Raw genomic sequence first — 17830 nt, 5'->3', positions numbered from 1 at the left:
CGTTCTCCTTCGTCATTCCTCATGTCATGCCGGGCGGCCTGACACCATGATGACGGTCGAGGAGCGACCGGATCGACAGCTGCGGAGAAAAACTTTCCTGCGATCGTCGGATCGACGATTCAGAGGTGACGGTGGAGCTTCCGTGCCGCTTCGGTCAGCGAACCGCTCACCGAGGGGTAGACGACGAAGGAGGCGGAGAGCTGGTCCACGGTCAGCCGGTTCTCGACTGCCATGGTGATCGGCAGGATGAGCTCACTGGCTCGGGGACCGACGACGACTCCGCCGAGGATGGAGCCGGATCCGCGCCGAGCGAAGATCTTGACGAAGCCGTCCTCGATGCCGAGCATCTTGGCGCGTGGGTTCGTGTCCAACGGCAGCATCACGGTGTCGATGTCCGTCGGGTTCTCGCGATAGTTCTGCTGAGTGAAGCCAACGGTGGCGATCTCGGGTGCGGTGAACACGTTCGATGCGACATTGCGCAGTTTGAGCGGCTGCACGGCGTCGCCGAGCGCGTGGTTCATGGCGATCCGCCCCTGCATCGCTGCCACCGAGGCCAGGGGCAGCACTCCGGTGCAGTCACCGGCCGCGTAGATTCCTGCCCGCGAGGTCCGCGAAACGCCGTCGACGACGATGTGTCCGGACTCGCTGACGCGGACACCGGCCTTCTCCAGGCCGAGTCCTTCGGTGTTCGGAATCGAGCCGACGGCCATGAGGCAGTGGGATCCTTCGACACGGCGACCATCGGCGAGCACCACTTCGACTCCGTCGTCGGTGCGGGTCACCGAGGCGGCGCGGGAGCGGGAGAGGACATTCATGCCCTTGTTGCGGAAGACGAATTCGAGCACATCGGCCGCGTCCTCGTCCTGGCCGGGCAGGACCTTCTCACGCGAGGACACGAGCGTCACCTCGGTGCCCAGTGCCCGGTAGGCCGAAGCGAACTCGGCACCGGTGACACCGGAGCCGACGACGATGAGGTGCTCGGGCAGTTCGTCGAGGTCGTAGAGCTGGGTCCAGGTGAGGATGCGCTCACCGTCAGGCTGCGCAGTGGGCAGCTCACGCGGGTGGGCGCCGACAGAGAGCAGGATCGTCGAGGCCTCGAGGGTGTACTCGGTGCCGCCGGATTCGACGACATGGACCTGGTCGCGACCGGCCAGGGTCGCCTTGCCCTGGATGGCTTTGACACCGGCCCGGATGAGGCCTTCGTAGATGTCGTTGGCCTGAGCGTCGGCGAGCGAGAGGATCCGCTTGTTGACCGCTTCGAGGTCGGCGGTGACCCGGCGCGCAACGGCCTCGGTGTCCTCGGTGTTCTCGATCCGGATTCCGAGCCCGTCGGAGCGCTCGATCTCGTCCATCATCTCCGCGGTGGCGATGAGCGACTTCGATGGCACGACGTCGGTGAGCACGGCGGAACCACCGCACCGATTCTGCTCGATGAGCATGACATCGGCACCGAGCTGAGCCGCGACGAGCGCGGCTTCGTAGCCGCCGGGGCCGCCGCCGATGATGACGACGCGATCTGCAGTGGAATCAAATTCAGTGTTCACATACAGATTGTCTCAAATCGCCACGATGCTTGCGAACGGCCCCCTGGGCATCGACCGAATGGTTCCTTTGGGATCTGGTGGAGGTCGGTCCTGGACCGGTCCGCAATCGGGCCGGTTACGGTCCGATCAGCTCGGGTCGACCACCTCGGCGGTGTCCTTGTGCAGGGTCGACAGACGCACATAGGACTGGGCGTTCTGCCGGACCTTCTCCACTCCTTCGTCGGTCATCTCCCGGCGCACCTTCGCGGGCACACCGGCGACGAGCGACCGTGCGGGGATCTGCGTGCCTTCGAGGACGACGGCGCCCGCGGCGACGAGGGATTCGCTGCCGATATGGGCGTCGTTGAGCACTGTGGAGTGCATTCCGATGAGCACATCGTCATCGACGACGGCACCGTGGACGAGCGCTTGGTGGCCGATGGAGACGCGGGCGCCGATGACGACGGGTTTCCCGGCATCGGTGTGCATGACGGTGTTGTCCTGCACGTTCGAGTCCTCGCCGATCGTGATCGGGGCGGCTTCGGCGCGCAGAACACAGCCGTAGAAGACGCTGGCGCCCTTCTTCACGTGCACGTCGCCGACGAGCGTGGCACCGGCTGCGACGAACGCCTCCGGATCGATCTGCGGTGTGTGGCCGCCGACGGAGACGATGCGGGGGCTGGCGAGATCGTTGGTCATGAGTCCTCCATTGGTTCACGTGCTGTCTGTGTGCATTCACCTGCTGTCTGCATGTGCCTGACAGTCTAGGCGGAGACGCTCAGACAGGCTCGAAAAGACGAATTGCGGACCGATTTGCGCGATCGCCCTCATAGCAGGACAATGGGGAAAATTCTTGTCAGAAATTTCACACTGCCGGACCCTTGTGCGCCCAATTGCGTTATGTGAACCTTGACTGTGAGAGTTGCACGCCCGGAATTCGGGCGTAGTCAGCCGCGTTCACTGAATTCGTCGAAAGGTCACCATGGATTGGCGACACCGTGCAGCATGCCTCAATGAGGATCCGGAGCTCTTCTTCCCGATCGGCAACACCGGACCCGCGCTGCTCCAGATTGAGGAAGCAAAGACTGTCTGTCGCCGTTGTGAAGTTGCAGAGACCTGCCTTCAGTGGGCCCTCGAATCCGGTCAGGATGCCGGAGTCTGGGGCGGTCTGAGCGAGGACGAGCGTCGCGCACTCAAGCGCCGTGCCGCTCGCGCCCGTCGCGCCGGCTGAGTCGCCGGCCATCGAGAAGGCAGTCATCCGGACTGCCGAAGCCATCACTGAATCACCGGCAGCACCTGCACCGAAGACTGAGTCCCTTGTTCCGACGGCGAAAGATCGTCGTCGGAACAAGGGACTCAGTCGTGTGTGCGGACGGGGTCGTGTGCACGCACCGGCGCCCGGCCGAATGTCGACCGACGCCGGAGCGTGGCTGCTCTGCGGCTCGGTCCGACGGGCCTCGCTCAGTCGTAGGAGTCCGGGCGCAGCGGAACGTCGAGGACGGCGACTGTTCCGCCGCCCTCGCGCGCCTGCCATTGGATCGAACCGGCAAGGTCGGCCGAGACCAGGGTGCGCACGATCTGCGTGCCCAGACCATTGCCCGGATTCTGCGTCTCCCCCAACCCGATGCCGTCATCGGCGATCGTCACGCTCAGGTGGTCGCCGTTGCGCTCCGGGGTCACCCACACATGGCCGTTGAGCGACTCCCCCGGTTCCAGACTCTCGAGGTTCTCGGTGGGGAATCCGTGCTCGATCGCGTTCGTGATCAGCTCCGTGATGGCCAGGGCCAGGGAGGTGGCATCGGCGGAGGAGATGGTCCCGAAGCTTCCGCACCGTTTGAGTTCGATATGCACCAGAGGGCTGGTCAGTTCGGGGGTCAGACGCAGTCCCTTGTCGACGACTTCGTCGAAGTCCACTTCGGATTCGACGCCCTGGCTGAGCACATCGTGGACCACGGCGATGATCGAGACCCGGCGCATCGCCTCCGTCAGCGCCCCCTTGGCCTCGGGGCTGTCGATGCGGCGGGTCTGCAGCCGCAGCAGAGCCGACACGGTCTGCAGATTGTTCTTCACCCTGTGGTGCATCTCCTTGATCATCGCGTCGCGGGAGAGCAGCTCACGTTTGCGACGGCGGATCTCGGAGACGTCACGGGCGAGGACGATCGCGCCGACCCGCTCTCCCTCGTCCGTCAGCGGAATCGCGCGCAGGGACACACTCGTGCGCCCGACTTCGAGTTCGGTCCGCCACGGGGCACGCCCGGTGAGCACCAGCGGGAGGGTCTCATCGACCTGACGCAGCTCTGCACTGAGGTTCGAGACCACCTCGGAGAGATAGCTGCCTTCGATCTCTCCCCCGTAGCCGAGCCGGTGCATGAGCGATACGGCGTTCGGGGAGGCATACTGCACATGCGAATCGCGGTCGAGGATGAAGATGCCGTCGCCGACTCGCGGTTCGCCGTGCCGGGCCCCGGACGGGGCATCGCGATCGGGGAACGTTCCCTGCACGATCATCCGCATCAGGGCCATCGCCGTTTCCCGGTAGTACTTCTCCAGGCGAGACGAACCTCTGCGTCGGACCTCCTCCGAATACCGGACGACGAGCGCGATGGCCTCGCCGCTGCGGATGATCGGAACCGCCTCGGCGAGGATGTCGACGTCGGAGGATCCGGCGCTGATTCCCATCTCTCGGGCCGCGGCGACATGGGAGACAGAGCTGCGGGTGCTGCTGGCCTGATCGAGCAGCTCCTTCTCCAAGCCGGTCGCACGCGCTCCGATCAGGTCCCGGTTGAACAGTGTCGCCCCGGTCGTCGATCGGGCATGCGCCAGGACCGTGTAGGCACCGTTGGGCGACGGCACCCACAGCACGAGGTCGGCGAAGGAGAGGTCGGCCAACAGCTGCCAGTCCCCGACGAGCAGATGGATGTGTTCGACGTCTGACTCATCCGTGATGCCCTCGGCCGCCAGCAGTTCGTTGAGCACCATACGTTCCTCCAAGGTGAGATCAGCAGACCCGCATTGCGCGGATCTGCTGAGATGTCGATGTTCAGACGCTACCACTTAATCGGTCGGTGTTCGGCCCCGCCGAGGCGGCCGTGTCCGCGCGGTCCCAACCGACCGGCCGGTCGTGGTCGCTCTGCCGGTCACGGCCGCCGAACCGATCAGCCGCGCCCGGCCGGTCGCGGCCGACCATGGTGTCGACCGCGACCGGAATCAGCCTCAGCCGTTGTGTTCGCTCTCCCAGGCCGAGGAGCGGACCATCGACCGCAGTGAGCGCAGCAGCACAGACAGCGGCGCCTGGGTGACGGAGTCGAGTCCGAGGATCGTCTCCGTCGTCTCCAGCACCCGCCCCACGACAGTCTCGTTGCGTTCGAGCCATTCGGCCAGGCGCTGCTTCGCCCGTTCGTCCGGAGTTCCGGAGATCGGCGAATCCGTGGCGGCCAGAACCGTCCCGGTCACCGACAGGATCGCAGCGTAGTAGTCGTCACGCATGGATCCGCGGGCCAGCGCAGACCACCGGTCGCTGCGATCGAGCTCACCGATGAGGGTGAGGATCTGCGAACCGGAGAAGCGTTCGTTCACTGCGTAGTAGACCTCTGCGACGTCCTCGGCGGATTCGTTCGCCCGAGCTGCCAGCTGGGTGATGTCGAGCAGCACGAACTCGTCGAGCAGGGCGGCGGAGCGCCACGCGAGTTCGCTCGGCACGCCTTCGTCGATATAGCTCTGCGCCTTCGCCTGCATGGTCTCGGCATCGTAGCCGTCGACGAGGTCCGGGACCCGGGAGCGCAGGGCTTCGACGACCTTTCCGTACATCTCGATGCCGGAATCGACGTCGAGGCTGTCCGGCGCCTGCTGCACGAGCCAGCGCGAGGAACGATCGAGGACACGCACATAGTCGTGCTGGAGTTTCACCTGCACCTCGGTCGGCACCTGGTTGTCGAGTGCGCACACGGCGTCGAAGAAGTCATCGAGTCCGAAGATCTCCGAGACCACGACGAACACGCGTGCGATCTGCGGCACCGACGCCGGCGTCTCTTCCAACATCCGGTAGATGTAGGTCAGTCCGCCGCGGTCGACGAGCCTGTTGACGAGCTTCGCCGTCGCGATCTCCCGGTGCAGCGGGTGTTCGGGGATGAGCTCACCGTACTTCTCCTGCAGAGCGTCCGGGAAGTAGGACACGAGTTCGCGACGCATCCACGTCTCGTCCGGCACGGTGCTGGCGAGGACCTCATCGGCGGCGTGCATCTTCACATAGGCCAGCAGAACGGCGAGTTCGGGCGACACGTAGTAGCTGAACTCGCGTTTGGCCAGTTCGTCGGCGTTGGGCAGGAATTCGACCGCCCGGTCGAGATCGGCATTCTTCTCCAGGTAGCCCAGCAGCCGGCCGTAGGTGCCCGACATCGATTCGGTCTGGGCCCGAGCCTCGCCGAGGACGACGTTCTGCGAGTAGTTGTTCGCCAGCACCCGATCGGCGACCTGATCGGTGAACGAGTGCAGGACCGCCTCCCGCTCTTCCGCGGCGAAGGCTCCCTTGTGCAAGAGCGTTCGCAGGAGCAGCTTGATGTTGACCTCGTGGTCGGAGCTGTCGACGCCGGCCGAGTTGTCGACGGCGTCGGTGTTGACCTCGACGCCGCCCAGGGCGGCCTCGACACGTCCCAGCTGTGTCACACCGAGATTGCCGCCCTCGCCGATCACCCGCGCCCGCACATCGGCGCCGTCGATGCGGATGGCATCGTTGGACTTATCGCCGACATCGGCGTGGCTCTCGCTCGAAGCCTTGATATAGGTGCCGATACCGCCGTTGTAGACGAGGTCGACCGGTGCCTTGAGGATCTCCGACATGAGGTCGGCGGGGCTGCGCTTTCCGGGTTCGACTCCGAGCACCGAGGCGGCTTCGGGGCTGAGGTCGATCGACTTCGCCGACCGGGAGAAGACTCCGCCGCCCGAGGAGATGAGGTCCCGGTCGTAGTCCTGCCAGCTCGAGCGCGGCAGGTCGAAGAGCCGTTGGCGTTCGACGAAGCTGCGAGCGGCGTCGGGGTTCGGATCGAGGAAGATGTCCCGGTGGTCGAAGGCCGCGACGAGGCGGATGTGCTCGCTGCGCAGCATGCCGTTGCCGAAGACGTCGCCGCTCATATCGCCGATGCCCACGACGGTGAAGTCCTCGGCAGCGGTGTTGAGTCCGAGTTCGCGGAAGTGGCGTTCGACGGATTTCCACGCGCCCCGGGAGGTGATGGCCATCGCCTTGTGGTCGTAGCCGACCGATCCGCCGGATGCGAAGGCGTCGCCGAGCCAGAAGCCACGGCGTTCGGCGATCGCGTTGGCCACATCGGAGAACCGTGCCGTGCCCTTGTCGGCGGCGACGACGAGATAGTAGTCGTCTCCATCGTGGCGGACGACGCGGTCGGGGTGGACGACGACGCTGGAGTCGTCGCTGCCGTAGGTGAGGTTGTCCGCAACCTCGAGCATGCTTTCGATGAACACCTCGTAGGCGGCCTGACCGGTGGCCATCCACGCGTCCCGATCGCTCATCGGCGGCAGCTGCTTGGGGAAGAATCCGCCCTTCGCCCCGGTGGGCACGATGAGCGCGTTCTTGACCATCTGGGCCTTGACGAGGCCGAGGACCTCGGTGCGGAAGTCATCGCGACGATCCGACCAGCGCAGCCCTCCGCGAGCGACGGTGCCGAAGCGCAGGTGCACGCCTTCGACCTGCGGGGAATACACCCACATCTCCAGAGCCGGCTTCGGCTTCGGCACGAAGCTGAGCTCGTCGGGTCGGATCTTGAGCACCAGTGCGGTGGGCAGAGCACCGGATTCGTCGATGTAGTAGTTCGTGCGCAGGGTCGCCCGCAGCAGTTCCAGCGAGGAGCGCAGCACACGGTCGGCGTCGAGGCTGGCCACTTCGCTGAGGGCGGCTTCGATCGCGTCGTCGATCTCGGTGATCGTCGCTTCGCGTCCGGCGTCGTCGACGTCGGGATCGAACTTGGCGGAGAAGTAGTCGACGAGCAGCTTCGAGATCTGCGGGTTGTCGCTGTAGACCTCACCGACATAGGCGTCGGAATAGGTGAAGCCCGCCTGGCGCAGGTATTTGCCCAGTGCGCGGATGATCGTCACATGCTGCCAGGAGAGTCCGGCGACGACGAGGCGGTCGAAGACCCCCGCCTCCTTCTTGCCGTCCCAGCCGGCCATGAAGGCCTCGGCGATGCGGTCGTAGTCGTCATCGGCCAGCTCCTCGGAGAAGCTGAGTCCGAAGTCGTAGATGTACCGGTGCGAACCGTCGGCGAGGTCGAGTTCATGGGGACGTTCGTCGACGACGTCGGCACCGAAAGCCGTGAGGAAGGGCAGGACCTCGGACAGGCTGACCCGGTCGTGACGATAGAGGACGAGACGGACGGAGGCATCGGTGCTCTGTTCGGGACGGTAGAGGCGCACCGCCGGACCGTGACCGGCGTCGAGGGCTTCGAACCGACCGACGTCGGCGACCGCCTCGGCGGGGGTGTGGTGCTCGCCGTAGCTGGGAGGGAACGCCTTCGACCACAGGTCGGCCCGGGCATGCGAGGCGCCGGAGTCGCCGGTCTCGGCGGGGACGAGGAACGCGTGGACGTCTTCGGACCAGGAGCGAACGGCTCCGACGATGCGGGCCTCGACCTCGTCGGCACCGATCTGCGGCAGTTCGCAGTCACGGGCGACGCGGGCCACGAAGTGGATGCGGGCCAGCGCCGACTCGCTCAGCAGCACATCGAAGTCGACGCTGTCGGCGTTGTAGAACTTGCGCAGCACTTCCTGCACGCGCACTCGGGCGTCGGTGTTGTAGAGGTCACGCGGGAGGTAGAGGATGACGGAGACGAAGCGCTGGTACGGGTCGGTGCGGACGAACACGCGGGACTCCCGGCGCTCCTGCATGTCGACGATCTCCATGACGACGTCATAGATCTCTTCGGTGTCCTCGTGGAGCAGGTCCTCGCGGGGATAGTTCTCGAGGACGCCGAGGAGTTCGTTGGCCGAGTGGGACCCGGTGGGGAATCCGCTGGCCGAGAGGATCTTCGCGACCTTCCGGTCGATGACCGGGATGTTGAGGACGCTGTCGTTGTAGAACTCGGGTTTGAACACTCCGACGAAGCGACGCTCGCCGACGATCTCACCGTCGGCGTCGAAGGTCTTCACGCCGATGTAATCCATGAACGAGGAACGGATGACGCGGGAGCGGGAGTTCGCCTTCGTCAGCACCAGCACATGCGGTTCCAGCGCTTTGTCGGCGACCGCCCGGCTGAGCGGTGATTTCACGAGGGGGCGCAGGGCCGAGATGCCCATCGAGGTGTCCTCGATCGGTTCGAGGCTGCTGTGCTCGGCGTCGTGGGTGTAGTCGTATTCGCGGTAGCCGAGGAAGGTGAAGTGTCCGTCGAGCCAGGTGAGCAGGGCGGCGGCGGATTCGGCTTCGGAGGCCAGTTCCGGACGCGGCGCGTGTGCGCTCAGCTCGGCCGCGATGTCTTTGGCCTTCGCAGCCATCGCTTGGGCGTCGCGCGCTGCCGCGGCCACGTAGTCGAGGACCCCGCGCAGCCGCTCTTCGAGCGCATCGAAGTCGCTTTCCGAGATGCGGTCGATCTCGAGGCGGATCCAGGACTGCTGCTGTGGGGCGCCGTCTTCGCTGTCGGCAGGATCTTCGGAGACCGTCGGAATGCTCGCCGTGTCCGCACTGAGTGCGGGGGCTTCTGCCGGGGAGAGGATCTTCTCGTCCGGGCCGTTGCCGGTGACTGTGATGATCGGGTGGTGCACGCGGCGGATCGCCCTGCCGTTGGCAGCGAGGTCGCTGACGATCGAGGACACGAGATGGGGCATGTCAGCGAGCACGATGGCGATGACCGTGTGGTTGTCGCTGAACTCCGGCGAGTCGACGCTCGGATTGTAGATCGCGATCGCCGGACGCTCACCGTCGTATTCGGTGCCGAGCGCGAAGTGACGGGCCGCCGCGGCCGCGTAGGCCTCGGGGTCGGTGGCCCCTGATTCGAACCGGGGATAGTACGCATCGAGGAAGTTGTCGGGAGCCGATTGCCCCCGCTGCTTTCTCCACTCTTCTGCAACGTTCGAAATTGAGACCTGAGTCACTGCTTCACCTCTATGATCAACGAGCATTCGTCATGCGATTCGACGCCGAATCGTCATTCCCCACACTATGCCCAAATATCGAGAAAGGCACGCCGAGCGGCCTACGGTGAAGTACAGTTCATTCGCTGGCAAACTGGAGCTATGCGATCTCTGACTCTCAATCATGAATATTCGGTTGATCTGTCGACATTCTTGGCCAAACTCGCCGACCCCGGCGTGTGGGAGAAGCTCGGTTCCGAGGCCAGTGCCGAATACATCGACCCCGACACGGAGATGACCGTGCGGACCCCGATGCCCAAGGCCGAGCTTCCATCGGCTCTGGCCTCTCGGCTTCCGGACAACACCGTGCTGGTCGAGGTGTACATGATTCCCGGAGATGTCCTCGGTGATGAGGCAGAGATCCGCATGTCCGCACGCGCCGCAGGCGTCCCCGTCGAGATCGATGCGGTCCTCGAGCTGCGCGAGGCCGAGTCAGTGACGAAGCTGTCCGCTCATGCCGAGATCAGCTCGTCGATCCCGATGTTCGGGGCGATGATCGAACAGGCTGTGGTCCCGATCCTGGAGAAGCGACTGAGCGACCGGCTGCGCCGCTTCGAATCCGCCTGAGACCCCCTGGGGTCGGCTCAGTCCTGGTCGCCGAGCAGCTGCTCGAGTTCGGAAGAGTCGTACCACAGCAGATCGGAAGCGCCGAGGTGGTCCTCGGCCGCGCTGGAGTCCGTGTCCTCGGCCAGTTGCACCGCCTCGTCCCAGACGACGTCCTCGTCGAGGTGGAAGCTCGCGACCCGGGCCATGTCGACATCGGCAAGGCCGATGAGCTCGAATCCCTCGGTCAGCGGTGCGGCCGGGCTCGACTCGGGGGCGTCATAGGCCACGATGACACGCCGCTCGGGAGCCGCCTCGGTGCCGGTCTCGGTTTCAGCGGGAGCGAACGCCGCGTTCGCGGCCAGGGCCGCGGCGATGCACATGGCGTCGAATTCGGCGGATTCGAACTCCTCACTGCGCAGGCTGCGCCCCTGAGCGTCAGGGGCGACGGCGCGGACGTCGGTCAGCGGCGAACGCAGCGCGGTCAGGGTGGTGGGAATGTAGCAGCGAATGGCCATGCCCCTCATCCTAGTCCTGTGGTCCGCTCCCCTGACTCACCCTGACTTTCTGTGGGCGTCCGCGGCGACCGGTGCCGCGACGGTCACGGCCTCCGACGGATCTGCGGGAACGGCGGCGACCCGGCAGAAGCTCGTCGATCATCGCCGAGAGGTCCCCGACAAGAACGGACCGGGGGTTCTGCTCGTGCAGGGTGTGGCCGGCGAGCATCGCCGCATCGGCCGTGGGCCGGTCATCCCTGAGAATGAAGTCCGGAGTGATCCGGACGAATCGGTCGAGGACTTCGCTGATCCGCGTCTCAGCGGGATGGCCGACCGCACTCGAACGCACCTTCGTGATCACCAGCCGCATCTTCTCGCGCACCGCCTCGGCCCGGGGTGTGCCGAGGAGTTTGACCAGGCGCTGCAGGCCGATCGGCTCCCCTGCTGCGAGGACGAGCACGATATCGGCGGCCTCGAGCGCGGCACGGGTGGCGCAGTGGCGGTCGTAGAAGGGGTCGGCGAGCTCGTCATCGGGATCGATGCGGTCGCTGACGTCGACGATGACGACGTCATAGACCTTGGCCAGACGTTTGAGCACAGCCTCGAGGACGGAGGCGCGGATCTCCGGCCACCGCTCGGGCCGAGTCAGCCCGGTCACCGCATGGAAGCTCTCGCGGATCGATGCATGCGGCACCGCATGCGCGCCGAATCGCCCCGCCGGGTCCGACTGCGACCGGCAGAGGCTGGCCAGATGCGAAGATTCCTCTGTCAGCCCGAGGGTGGACGCGACCATGCCGGAAACCGTGTCAGCGTCGACGACGACGCTGCGCTTGCCCTGACGGGAGGCCTGATCAGCGAGGTTGACGGCAGTGAGAGTGCGTCCGGGTGACGAACCGGTCCCCCAGACCGTGATGATCATTCCCGCTCCCCCGACCGGCCCCGGCGGCGACATCGGACGCGGCGGGACCACGGTGGAGGCACGGAGGTCGTCGATCGCCGCAGCCATCGTCGTCGCGTCGGCGTCCGTTGCGACGACGGCGCTGATGCCAACTGCTTCGAGGGCGTGAGCGTCGTCCCCGAAGCCGAGCACCTTCGCGCCGGCGGCCGTGATCGCGGCAACCACCTCCGCGTCGAGGCCGGGAAAGTAGCGCCCGATGATGACGACATCGGCTCCGCCGGTGCGGCAGTGCGCCAGCAGCTCCACCTCGTCGGCAGGGCGGGCGACGATCGTGACGTCGTCGATCTCGCTGAGCAGCTCGAAGAGGATGAGGTCGTATTCGAAGTCGACCGCCAGCAGGACCTGTGTCATCACTGCTCGCTTTCATCGGCAGGAACGGACGGGGCACCGACTACGGAGAGCACGCTGCGTCCGTCGAGTGCGGCAAGCACGCCGGGCAGGTCCACCGAGCCGACGAACACTTCGATGCGGGCTCCGTCACCTGCCCCGAAGCTGCCGACGTCTCGATTGATGTGAGCGACCGGGGCCGAATCGACGATCTGCTCCGGCGGCGTTCCGTCATCGTCGAGCCCGTTCTGCTCCGGCTGCGCCCAGACGTCGACGAGACTGCCCGAGTCGACGACGCTCGGGACTGAGCCGGCGATATCGATGGCCACGACCCGCCCCTCGAGTTCGGACACAGGCGCCACCGCAGAGGCGGCCAGCAGTTCCCCCGCCGCCACGACGCTGCGCACGCTCGTATTCGTCGGCAGATCGGAATCGGCAGAGAGATACTTCTTGCCGAGATCGGCGAGATTGACCTCGGCTACGGTGAGGTCGGCCGGTTCGAGGATCTCACCGGGGACGAGTGCGCGTGCGCTCGCCCAGACCCGGGTGGTCGAGTTCGCCGAGGCGACGAGCAGGTAGGTTCCGACGACGGTGAGGACGACGAGCATCGCACCGACGAGGAGGCGCGCATCGGTCCAGCGGGGGCGTCGGATTCTTTTCGAGAGCTCCATTGCATCTCCAGATTCGCAGAAGTTTCGCTGACAGAAACCGCTTCTCAGTGATAATATTGGGCATCAAATGATGCCAAAGCAAGGTTTTTGGCCAAATGCACCAACAAGCAGATGGACATCTGGTGGCAGATGGACATTTGGAATGGGAGAAGTCACCTCATGGCCGTCGAAAGTCGCTTCCTGCCGCTGACCGATGTGGCCGAGCTGCTCAATGTCTCGATCGCACAGGCTCGGGCCCTGGTCCGCTCCGGCGATCTCCGCGCCATCAAAGTCGGAGGGCGCGGCCAGTGGCGGGTCGAGAAGTCCGAGATCGAAGCGTATATCCAGCGCATGTACGAGCGCACCGAGTACCAGATCAAGACCGGTTCCATCGAGGACTGACCCACTCGATTCAGCTCTGATCCCCATCATGGACGAGTCATCCGAAGGGATTCGTCCGAGCGTGGACGGCGTTGATCGCCGCGAAGGGAATGATCCTGCCGGCGATCTCGACATAGTCGGAAGCAACGAGTGCGCAGCGTCCCCGAATGTTGCCTGCACTGTCGGCGACATCGATCGACACCTCTTCATAGGCGGCTGACCAGCGGCGCAGCGCCGATCCCAGACCCAATCTCTCCAGCCCGCCGGCGTCGAACCGATGCACTCTCGTGGTCAGCCTGAATCCGCGGACAGCCCTGATCGCGATCACGGAGACTTCGGCTCCGGCGAGGACGACGATGTCCCGACCGAGGAAGCACGCCGTTCCCGTGATGTCCCGATCCGGCATCGTCACCTGCACTGTCGATCCCAGCGCCCCGCGCATCCGTTCGAGCAGTGTCCTTTCGGCTGCCTGACCGGCCACCTCGTCGCCGAATTCGCCTCTCCTGACGTGCGCCTGTGCCGCCGTGTCGGCGGCTTCGATATCCGCCAGGAGTGCATCGATGCGATCGTCCATAATCGCCAAGCCTGCCCCAGCTGTAGTCCACTTTCAAGACTTGAAATGAAGATGCATCGAACTACAGTCATGTAGTTAGAGTTGACCCGTTGACACCAAATAGCACCTAACGGCATCATTATGTTGAATATCCAATGGAGGATGTCTAGATGTATCTCTTGATCGCATGTGCAAGTTCGTGGCTGGTTCTGCTCGGTTCGTTCGCCGCTGCGTGGGAGCGGGTGCCTCAGCCGTGGACGACCAGCGACGTCGTCGTCATCGTCATCATCGGCACCGGAGTGCTCCTGTTCGCACGGATCGGACTCGTCTCTCTGCTGGCCCTGCTGCTGCAGGTTATTCCCTCCGGTCGTTTCCGGTCGGTCCTCGCCGGATTGGTCGTCAAGGCAATGCCCCGGGTACTCGCGTCGAGTGTTCTTGCCATCGTCTCTGCCGGCCTCGTGGTCCACTCCGCTCAAGCAGCACCGCTCACTGGTCCGGGTCCTGACCCCGCATCGTGCACGCAAGCTCCATCCGCCCCTGCATCGTCTGCGCGTACTCCGTCCGCCCCAGCCGATCCCGGCTGGCCGACGATCGGCGATGATCAACGCTCTGCGGACTCCTCCGACGATGCGGGGCGGTCTCAGGATGAGCAGTCGCCAGACGGTTCCGAGCCGCGTGAGGAATCCGAGCCACCCGGTCGAGTCCACCCGCCCGATCCCGGTTGGCCCACGGAGCCGCCCGCAGACAGAGGGCCTTCGGCACCACCGACCGACCGGTCGTCGGACGGGTCAGGCGAGTCCGACCGCGGCAGTGAGCCGAATGACCCAGGCGACAGTGCCGACGCCGCCGAGCCCGCGGATCCCGGAACTTCCACACATATTGTGGCTCAAGGCGAGAGCCTGTGGTCGATCGCGGCCGATCTGGCCGAGACCCCTGAAGAGATCCCGCAGCTCGTCGCGCACGTCTATGCCGCCAACGAGGACACCATCGGACCCGATCCGAGCCTCATCATCGCAGGTCAGAGATTGGAGATCCAGAAATGACCGCCCCACTCACCCTCACCCGACCGCAGGCGTCGGAACCGCCTCGGCGAGAGGCCACACCGTCGTCCACGGCACCGCCCACTCGCCGGGTCGACGGGCAGGTCCGGGGTCAGGAAGTCGCGGACGACCGGGCGCGGATCGCGGCCACGGCCACCTCGTTGGCGGTAGCCTGCCTCGAAGTCCTCTCGGGAGCCAGACGCAGCGAGACGATCGCCCGATGGGTCCAACCGGATCTGTTGGCGAAGATCGACCACCGCTGTCAGCTGCGCGCCGAGGTGGCACCCCACAGGGCGACCGTGCCGGGAGCACGGACGGTGAGGCCGGGAACGGCGCACGTCTGCCAGATCAGCCCCGAGATCGCCGAAGTCACGGTCATTGTCGCCGCCGCAAATCGCGTCCGGGCGGTGGCAGTCCGCTTGGAACTGCTCACCACCCGGTGGACGCTGACTGCGCTGCAGACGATGTGAACCGCTGTCGGCTCGGAGTCAGCTCTTGGCCTTCTTCTTCGCGCGACGTTCGGCGCGATTGGCCGGAGCCGGCTCATCCTCGTCCTCGGTTTCGGAAACCGAGGCGGAACCGCCCTCGGACGGCGCCGACAGCTGCATCTTGGGAGTCTTGTGACGCAGCTCCTCAGCGTCGACCTCGACCTCGGGTTCGTCACCCTCGGAGCCGGACGATGAGGTCACCTGTACCTGCAGAGTATTGGTCAGGCGGACGACGTCCTCCTTGATCCCGTCCTGCATGGTGGTGAACATCTCGAATCCCTCGCGCTGGTACTCCACCAGCGGATCACGCTGGGCCATCGCCCGCAGTCCGATGCCGTTCTTGAGGTAGTCCATCTCGTAGAGGTGCTCACGCCAGCGTTTGTCGATGACAGAGAGCACCACGCGGCGCTCGAGTTCGCGAGTGGCGTCCTCTCCGAGTTCCTCTTCGCGCTGGGAGTAGAACAGTGCGATATCGGACTGGATCTCCTGATTGAGGCGGTTCTTCGTCAGGTTGCCGAGGCCACCGAGTTCTTCGGCGAGGTCGTCGGGGGTGATCGACGGTGAGTAGATCTTTCCGAGAGCCTCGAAGAGCTCGTCGACCTGCCATTCCTCGACCGGTCCCGTTGTCGCTTGGGCGACATAGGCGTCGATGACCTCTTCACGGAAGTTCGCGACCTGATCTTCGAGGTCGGCGCCGTCGAGCACTCGGCGGCGCTCATCGTAGATCACAGTGCGCTGACGGTTGAGCACATCGTCGTATTTGAGCACGTTCTTGCGCTGCTCGGCATTGCGCTGCTCGATCTGCGACTGGGCCGAGAGGATGGCACGGGAGACCATCTTCGATTCCAGCGGCACGTCATCGGGCACGTTCGCTGTGGCCATGATCCGTTCGGCAGCCCCTGAGCCGAAGAGCCGCATGAGGTCATCGGTCAGGGACAGGTAGAACCGGGATTCGCCGGGGTCTCCCTGGCGGCCGGAGCGTCCGCGCAGCTGATTGTCGATGCGGCGTGATTCGTGGCGTTCGGTGCCGAGCACATAGAGTCCTCCGAGCTCGACGACCTCTTCGGCCTCTTCCTTGACCTTGTCTTCGGCGGCCTTGAGCACCTCCGGCCATTCGGACTCGTACTGGTCCTCGTTCTCGGCGGGGTCGAGGCCTCGACGTTCCATTTCCGCGACCGCGAGGAACTCCGCATTTCCGCCGAGCATGATGTCGGTACCGCGTCCGGCCATGTTCGTGGCCACAGTGACGGCGTTCTTGCGCCCGGCCATCGCGACAATCGACGCCTCACGAGCGTGGTTCTTCGCGTTGAGGACTTCATGCTTGACGCCGCGTTTGGCCAGATGCTTCGACAGGTATTCGCTCTTCTCGACGCTCGTCGTGCCGACGAGGACGGGCTGCCCGGTCTCGTGGCGTTCGACGATGTCGTCGACCACGGCGTCGAACTTCGCGACCTCGTTCTTATAGACGAAGTCGGACTGGTCGACACGTTGCATCGGCTTGTTCGTCGGAATCGGGACGACACCGAGCTTGTAGGTCGACATGAATTCCGCGGCTTCGGTCTCGGCCGTACCGGTCATTCCCGAGAGCTTTTCGTAGAGGCGGAAGAAGTTCTGCAGAGTGATCGTCGCCAGGGTCTGGTTCTCTGCCTGAACCTTCACCCCTTCCTTCGCCTCGATGGCCTGGTGCAGGCCCTCGTTGTAGCGGCGGCCCTTGAGCACACGCCCCGTGTGCTCGTCGACGATGAGGACTTCGCCGTCGAGGACGACGTAGTCCTTGTCTTTCTTGAACAGCTCCTTGGCGCGGATGGCGTTGTTGAGGAAGCTGATGAGCGGGGTGTTCTCCGCATCGTAGAGGTTGCCGATGCCCAGGTAGTCCTCGACGCGTTCGATTCCGGGTTCGAGGACGCCGACAGTGCGTTTCTTCTCATCAACTTCGTAGTCGCGATCGGTCTTCAGGCGCTTGACGACCTTCGCGAATTCGCCGTACCACCGGTTCGCATCGCCTTCGGCAGGGCCGGAGATGATGAGCGGGGTGCGGGCCTCATCGATGAGGATCGAGTCGACCTCGTCGACGATGGCGAAGGCATGACCGCGCTGGACGAGCTCGTCCGCCGACCAGGCCATGTTGTCCCGCAGGTAGTCGAAGCCGAATTCGTTGTTCGTGCCGTATGTGATGTCTGCGGCGTACTGTTTGCGGCGCAGGTCCGAGGGCATATTCGCCTGGATGCAGCCGGTCTCCATGCCGAGGAAGCGGAATACGCGGCCCATCAGTTCGGACTGGTAGGTGGCCAAGTAGTCGTTGACCGTGATGATGTGGACCGGATCGCCTGTGAGCGCGTTGAGGTAGGCCGGAGCCGTGGCGACGAGGGTCTTGCCCTCACCGGTCTTCATCTCGGCGATGTTGCCCAGGTGCAGGGCGGCGCCGCCCATGAGCTGGACGTCGAAGTGCCGCAGACCCAGGGTCCGGCTCGATGCCTCGCGAACGGTGGCGAAGGCTTCGGGAAGCAGGGAATCGAGGCTCTCGCCGTCCTTGTAGCGCTCCTTGAACCGGCCGGTTTCCTCCCGCAGTTCGGTGTCCGTCATCTCGCTGAACTCATCGGAAAGCTGATTGATGGCATCCGTATATCGGCGGAGCTTCTTCAGAGTTCTGCCTTCACCTGTGCGCAGAAGCTTCTCGAGGAAATTAGCCACTTTTCTCCTAATCGGCATGTCTGCCGGACAACGACTCGAACGACTG

The 17830-nt window shown here is 64.9% G+C and carries 14 protein-coding genes; 5 read left to right on the top strand and 9 right to left on the bottom strand.

The genetic code is table 11. The features are described from left to right. Positions 1–119 precede the first annotated feature (119 nt). Entirely contained in the window at positions 120–1544 is a 1425-nt protein-coding gene (locus tag AC3CD9_RS03650) for an NAD(P)H-quinone dehydrogenase (RefSeq protein WP_488366346.1), read from the bottom strand. A gap of 126 nt (positions 1545–1670) precedes the next feature. Beyond that, positions 1671–2222, bottom strand: coding sequence for a gamma carbonic anhydrase family protein (locus AC3CD9_RS03645; RefSeq protein ID WP_488366345.1), 552 nt, complete (start codon positions 2220–2222; stop codon positions 1671–1673). Positions 2223–2505: 283 nt separating this feature from the next. Here AC3CD9_RS03645 and AC3CD9_RS03640 point away from each other — a divergent pair, with 283 nt between their 5' ends. After that, complete coding sequence (locus AC3CD9_RS03640; RefSeq protein WP_009374875.1) at positions 2506–2754, top strand: WhiB family transcriptional regulator; 249 nt, start codon at positions 2506–2508, stop codon at positions 2752–2754. Positions 2755–2984: 230 nt separating this feature from the next. Here the strand turns inward: AC3CD9_RS03640 and AC3CD9_RS03635 are convergent, their stop codons facing one another. Both AC3CD9_RS03635 and AC3CD9_RS03630 read right to left on the bottom strand, forming a co-directional pair. Further along, on the bottom strand, positions 2985–4502 hold the full coding sequence (locus AC3CD9_RS03635) for a sensor histidine kinase (RefSeq protein WP_488366344.1): 1518 nt from the start codon (positions 4500–4502) through the stop codon (positions 2985–2987). 234 nt (positions 4503–4736) lie between these two features. Continuing rightward, positions 4737–9617, bottom strand: coding sequence for an NAD-glutamate dehydrogenase (locus AC3CD9_RS03630; RefSeq protein ID WP_488366343.1), 4881 nt, complete (start codon positions 9615–9617; stop codon positions 4737–4739). Between the two features lie 141 nt (positions 9618–9758). On the opposite strand from AC3CD9_RS03630, the gene AC3CD9_RS03625 reads away from it, so the two are divergent. Further along, complete coding sequence (locus AC3CD9_RS03625; protein ID WP_488366342.1) at positions 9759–10223, top strand: DUF2505 domain-containing protein; 465 nt, start codon at positions 9759–9761, stop codon at positions 10221–10223. 17 nt (positions 10224–10240) lie between these two features. Here the strand turns inward: AC3CD9_RS03625 and AC3CD9_RS03620 are convergent, their stop codons facing one another. From AC3CD9_RS03620 to AC3CD9_RS03610, 3 genes are read right to left on the bottom strand one after another with little or no spacing between them, the layout of a single operon-like run. Then, positions 10241–10717 carry a DUF6912 family protein gene (locus tag AC3CD9_RS03620; RefSeq protein WP_488366341.1) on the bottom strand — a complete coding sequence of 159 codons (477 nt, stop codon included), beginning with the start codon at positions 10715–10717 and terminating at the stop codon, positions 10241–10243. 10 nt (positions 10718–10727) lie between these two features. Continuing rightward, complete coding sequence (locus AC3CD9_RS03615) at positions 10728–12005, bottom strand: CpaE/TadZ family protein (RefSeq protein WP_488366339.1); 1278 nt, start codon at positions 12003–12005, stop codon at positions 10728–10730. Beyond that, entirely contained in the window at positions 12005–12652 is a 648-nt protein-coding gene (locus AC3CD9_RS03610) for a hypothetical protein (protein WP_488366338.1), read from the bottom strand. Before AC3CD9_RS03610 ends, AC3CD9_RS03615 begins: the two co-directional genes overlap by 1 nt. Before the next feature lie 159 nt (positions 12653–12811). Here AC3CD9_RS03610 and AC3CD9_RS03605 point away from each other — a divergent pair, with 159 nt between their 5' ends. After that, positions 12812–13033, top strand: a complete 222-nt coding sequence (locus tag AC3CD9_RS03605) for a helix-turn-helix domain-containing protein (RefSeq protein WP_025780784.1) — start codon at positions 12812–12814, stop codon at positions 13031–13033. Between the two features lie 37 nt (positions 13034–13070). Here the strand turns inward: AC3CD9_RS03605 and AC3CD9_RS03600 are convergent, their stop codons facing one another. Further along, positions 13071–13586, bottom strand: coding sequence for a hypothetical protein (locus AC3CD9_RS03600; RefSeq protein ID WP_488366336.1), 516 nt, complete (start codon positions 13584–13586; stop codon positions 13071–13073). Positions 13587–13735: 149 nt separating this feature from the next. Here AC3CD9_RS03600 and AC3CD9_RS03595 point away from each other — a divergent pair, with 149 nt between their 5' ends. Both AC3CD9_RS03595 and AC3CD9_RS03590 read left to right on the top strand, forming a co-directional pair. Then, positions 13736–14608 (top strand): LysM peptidoglycan-binding domain-containing protein, encoded by an 873-nt coding sequence (locus AC3CD9_RS03595; RefSeq protein ID WP_488366335.1) that lies wholly within the window; start codon positions 13736–13738, stop codon positions 14606–14608. Then, positions 14605–15075, top strand: a complete 471-nt coding sequence (locus tag AC3CD9_RS03590; RefSeq protein ID WP_488366333.1) for an Rv3235 family protein — start codon at positions 14605–14607, stop codon at positions 15073–15075. The genes AC3CD9_RS03595 and AC3CD9_RS03590 overlap by 4 nt, the downstream gene beginning before the upstream one ends. Before the next feature lie 18 nt (positions 15076–15093). On the opposite strand, the gene secA is transcribed toward AC3CD9_RS03590, so the two are convergent. After that, positions 15094–17784: a preprotein translocase subunit SecA gene (gene secA / locus AC3CD9_RS03585; RefSeq protein ID WP_488366332.1), complete on the bottom strand. Its 2691-nt coding sequence runs from the start codon at positions 17782–17784 to the stop codon at positions 15094–15096. Between the last annotated feature and the right edge of the window lie 46 nt (positions 17785–17830).

This window comes from Brevibacterium sp. MGP-B1 (assembly GCF_057766545.1).
This window is presented reverse-complemented; position numbering and strand designations above follow the sequence as displayed.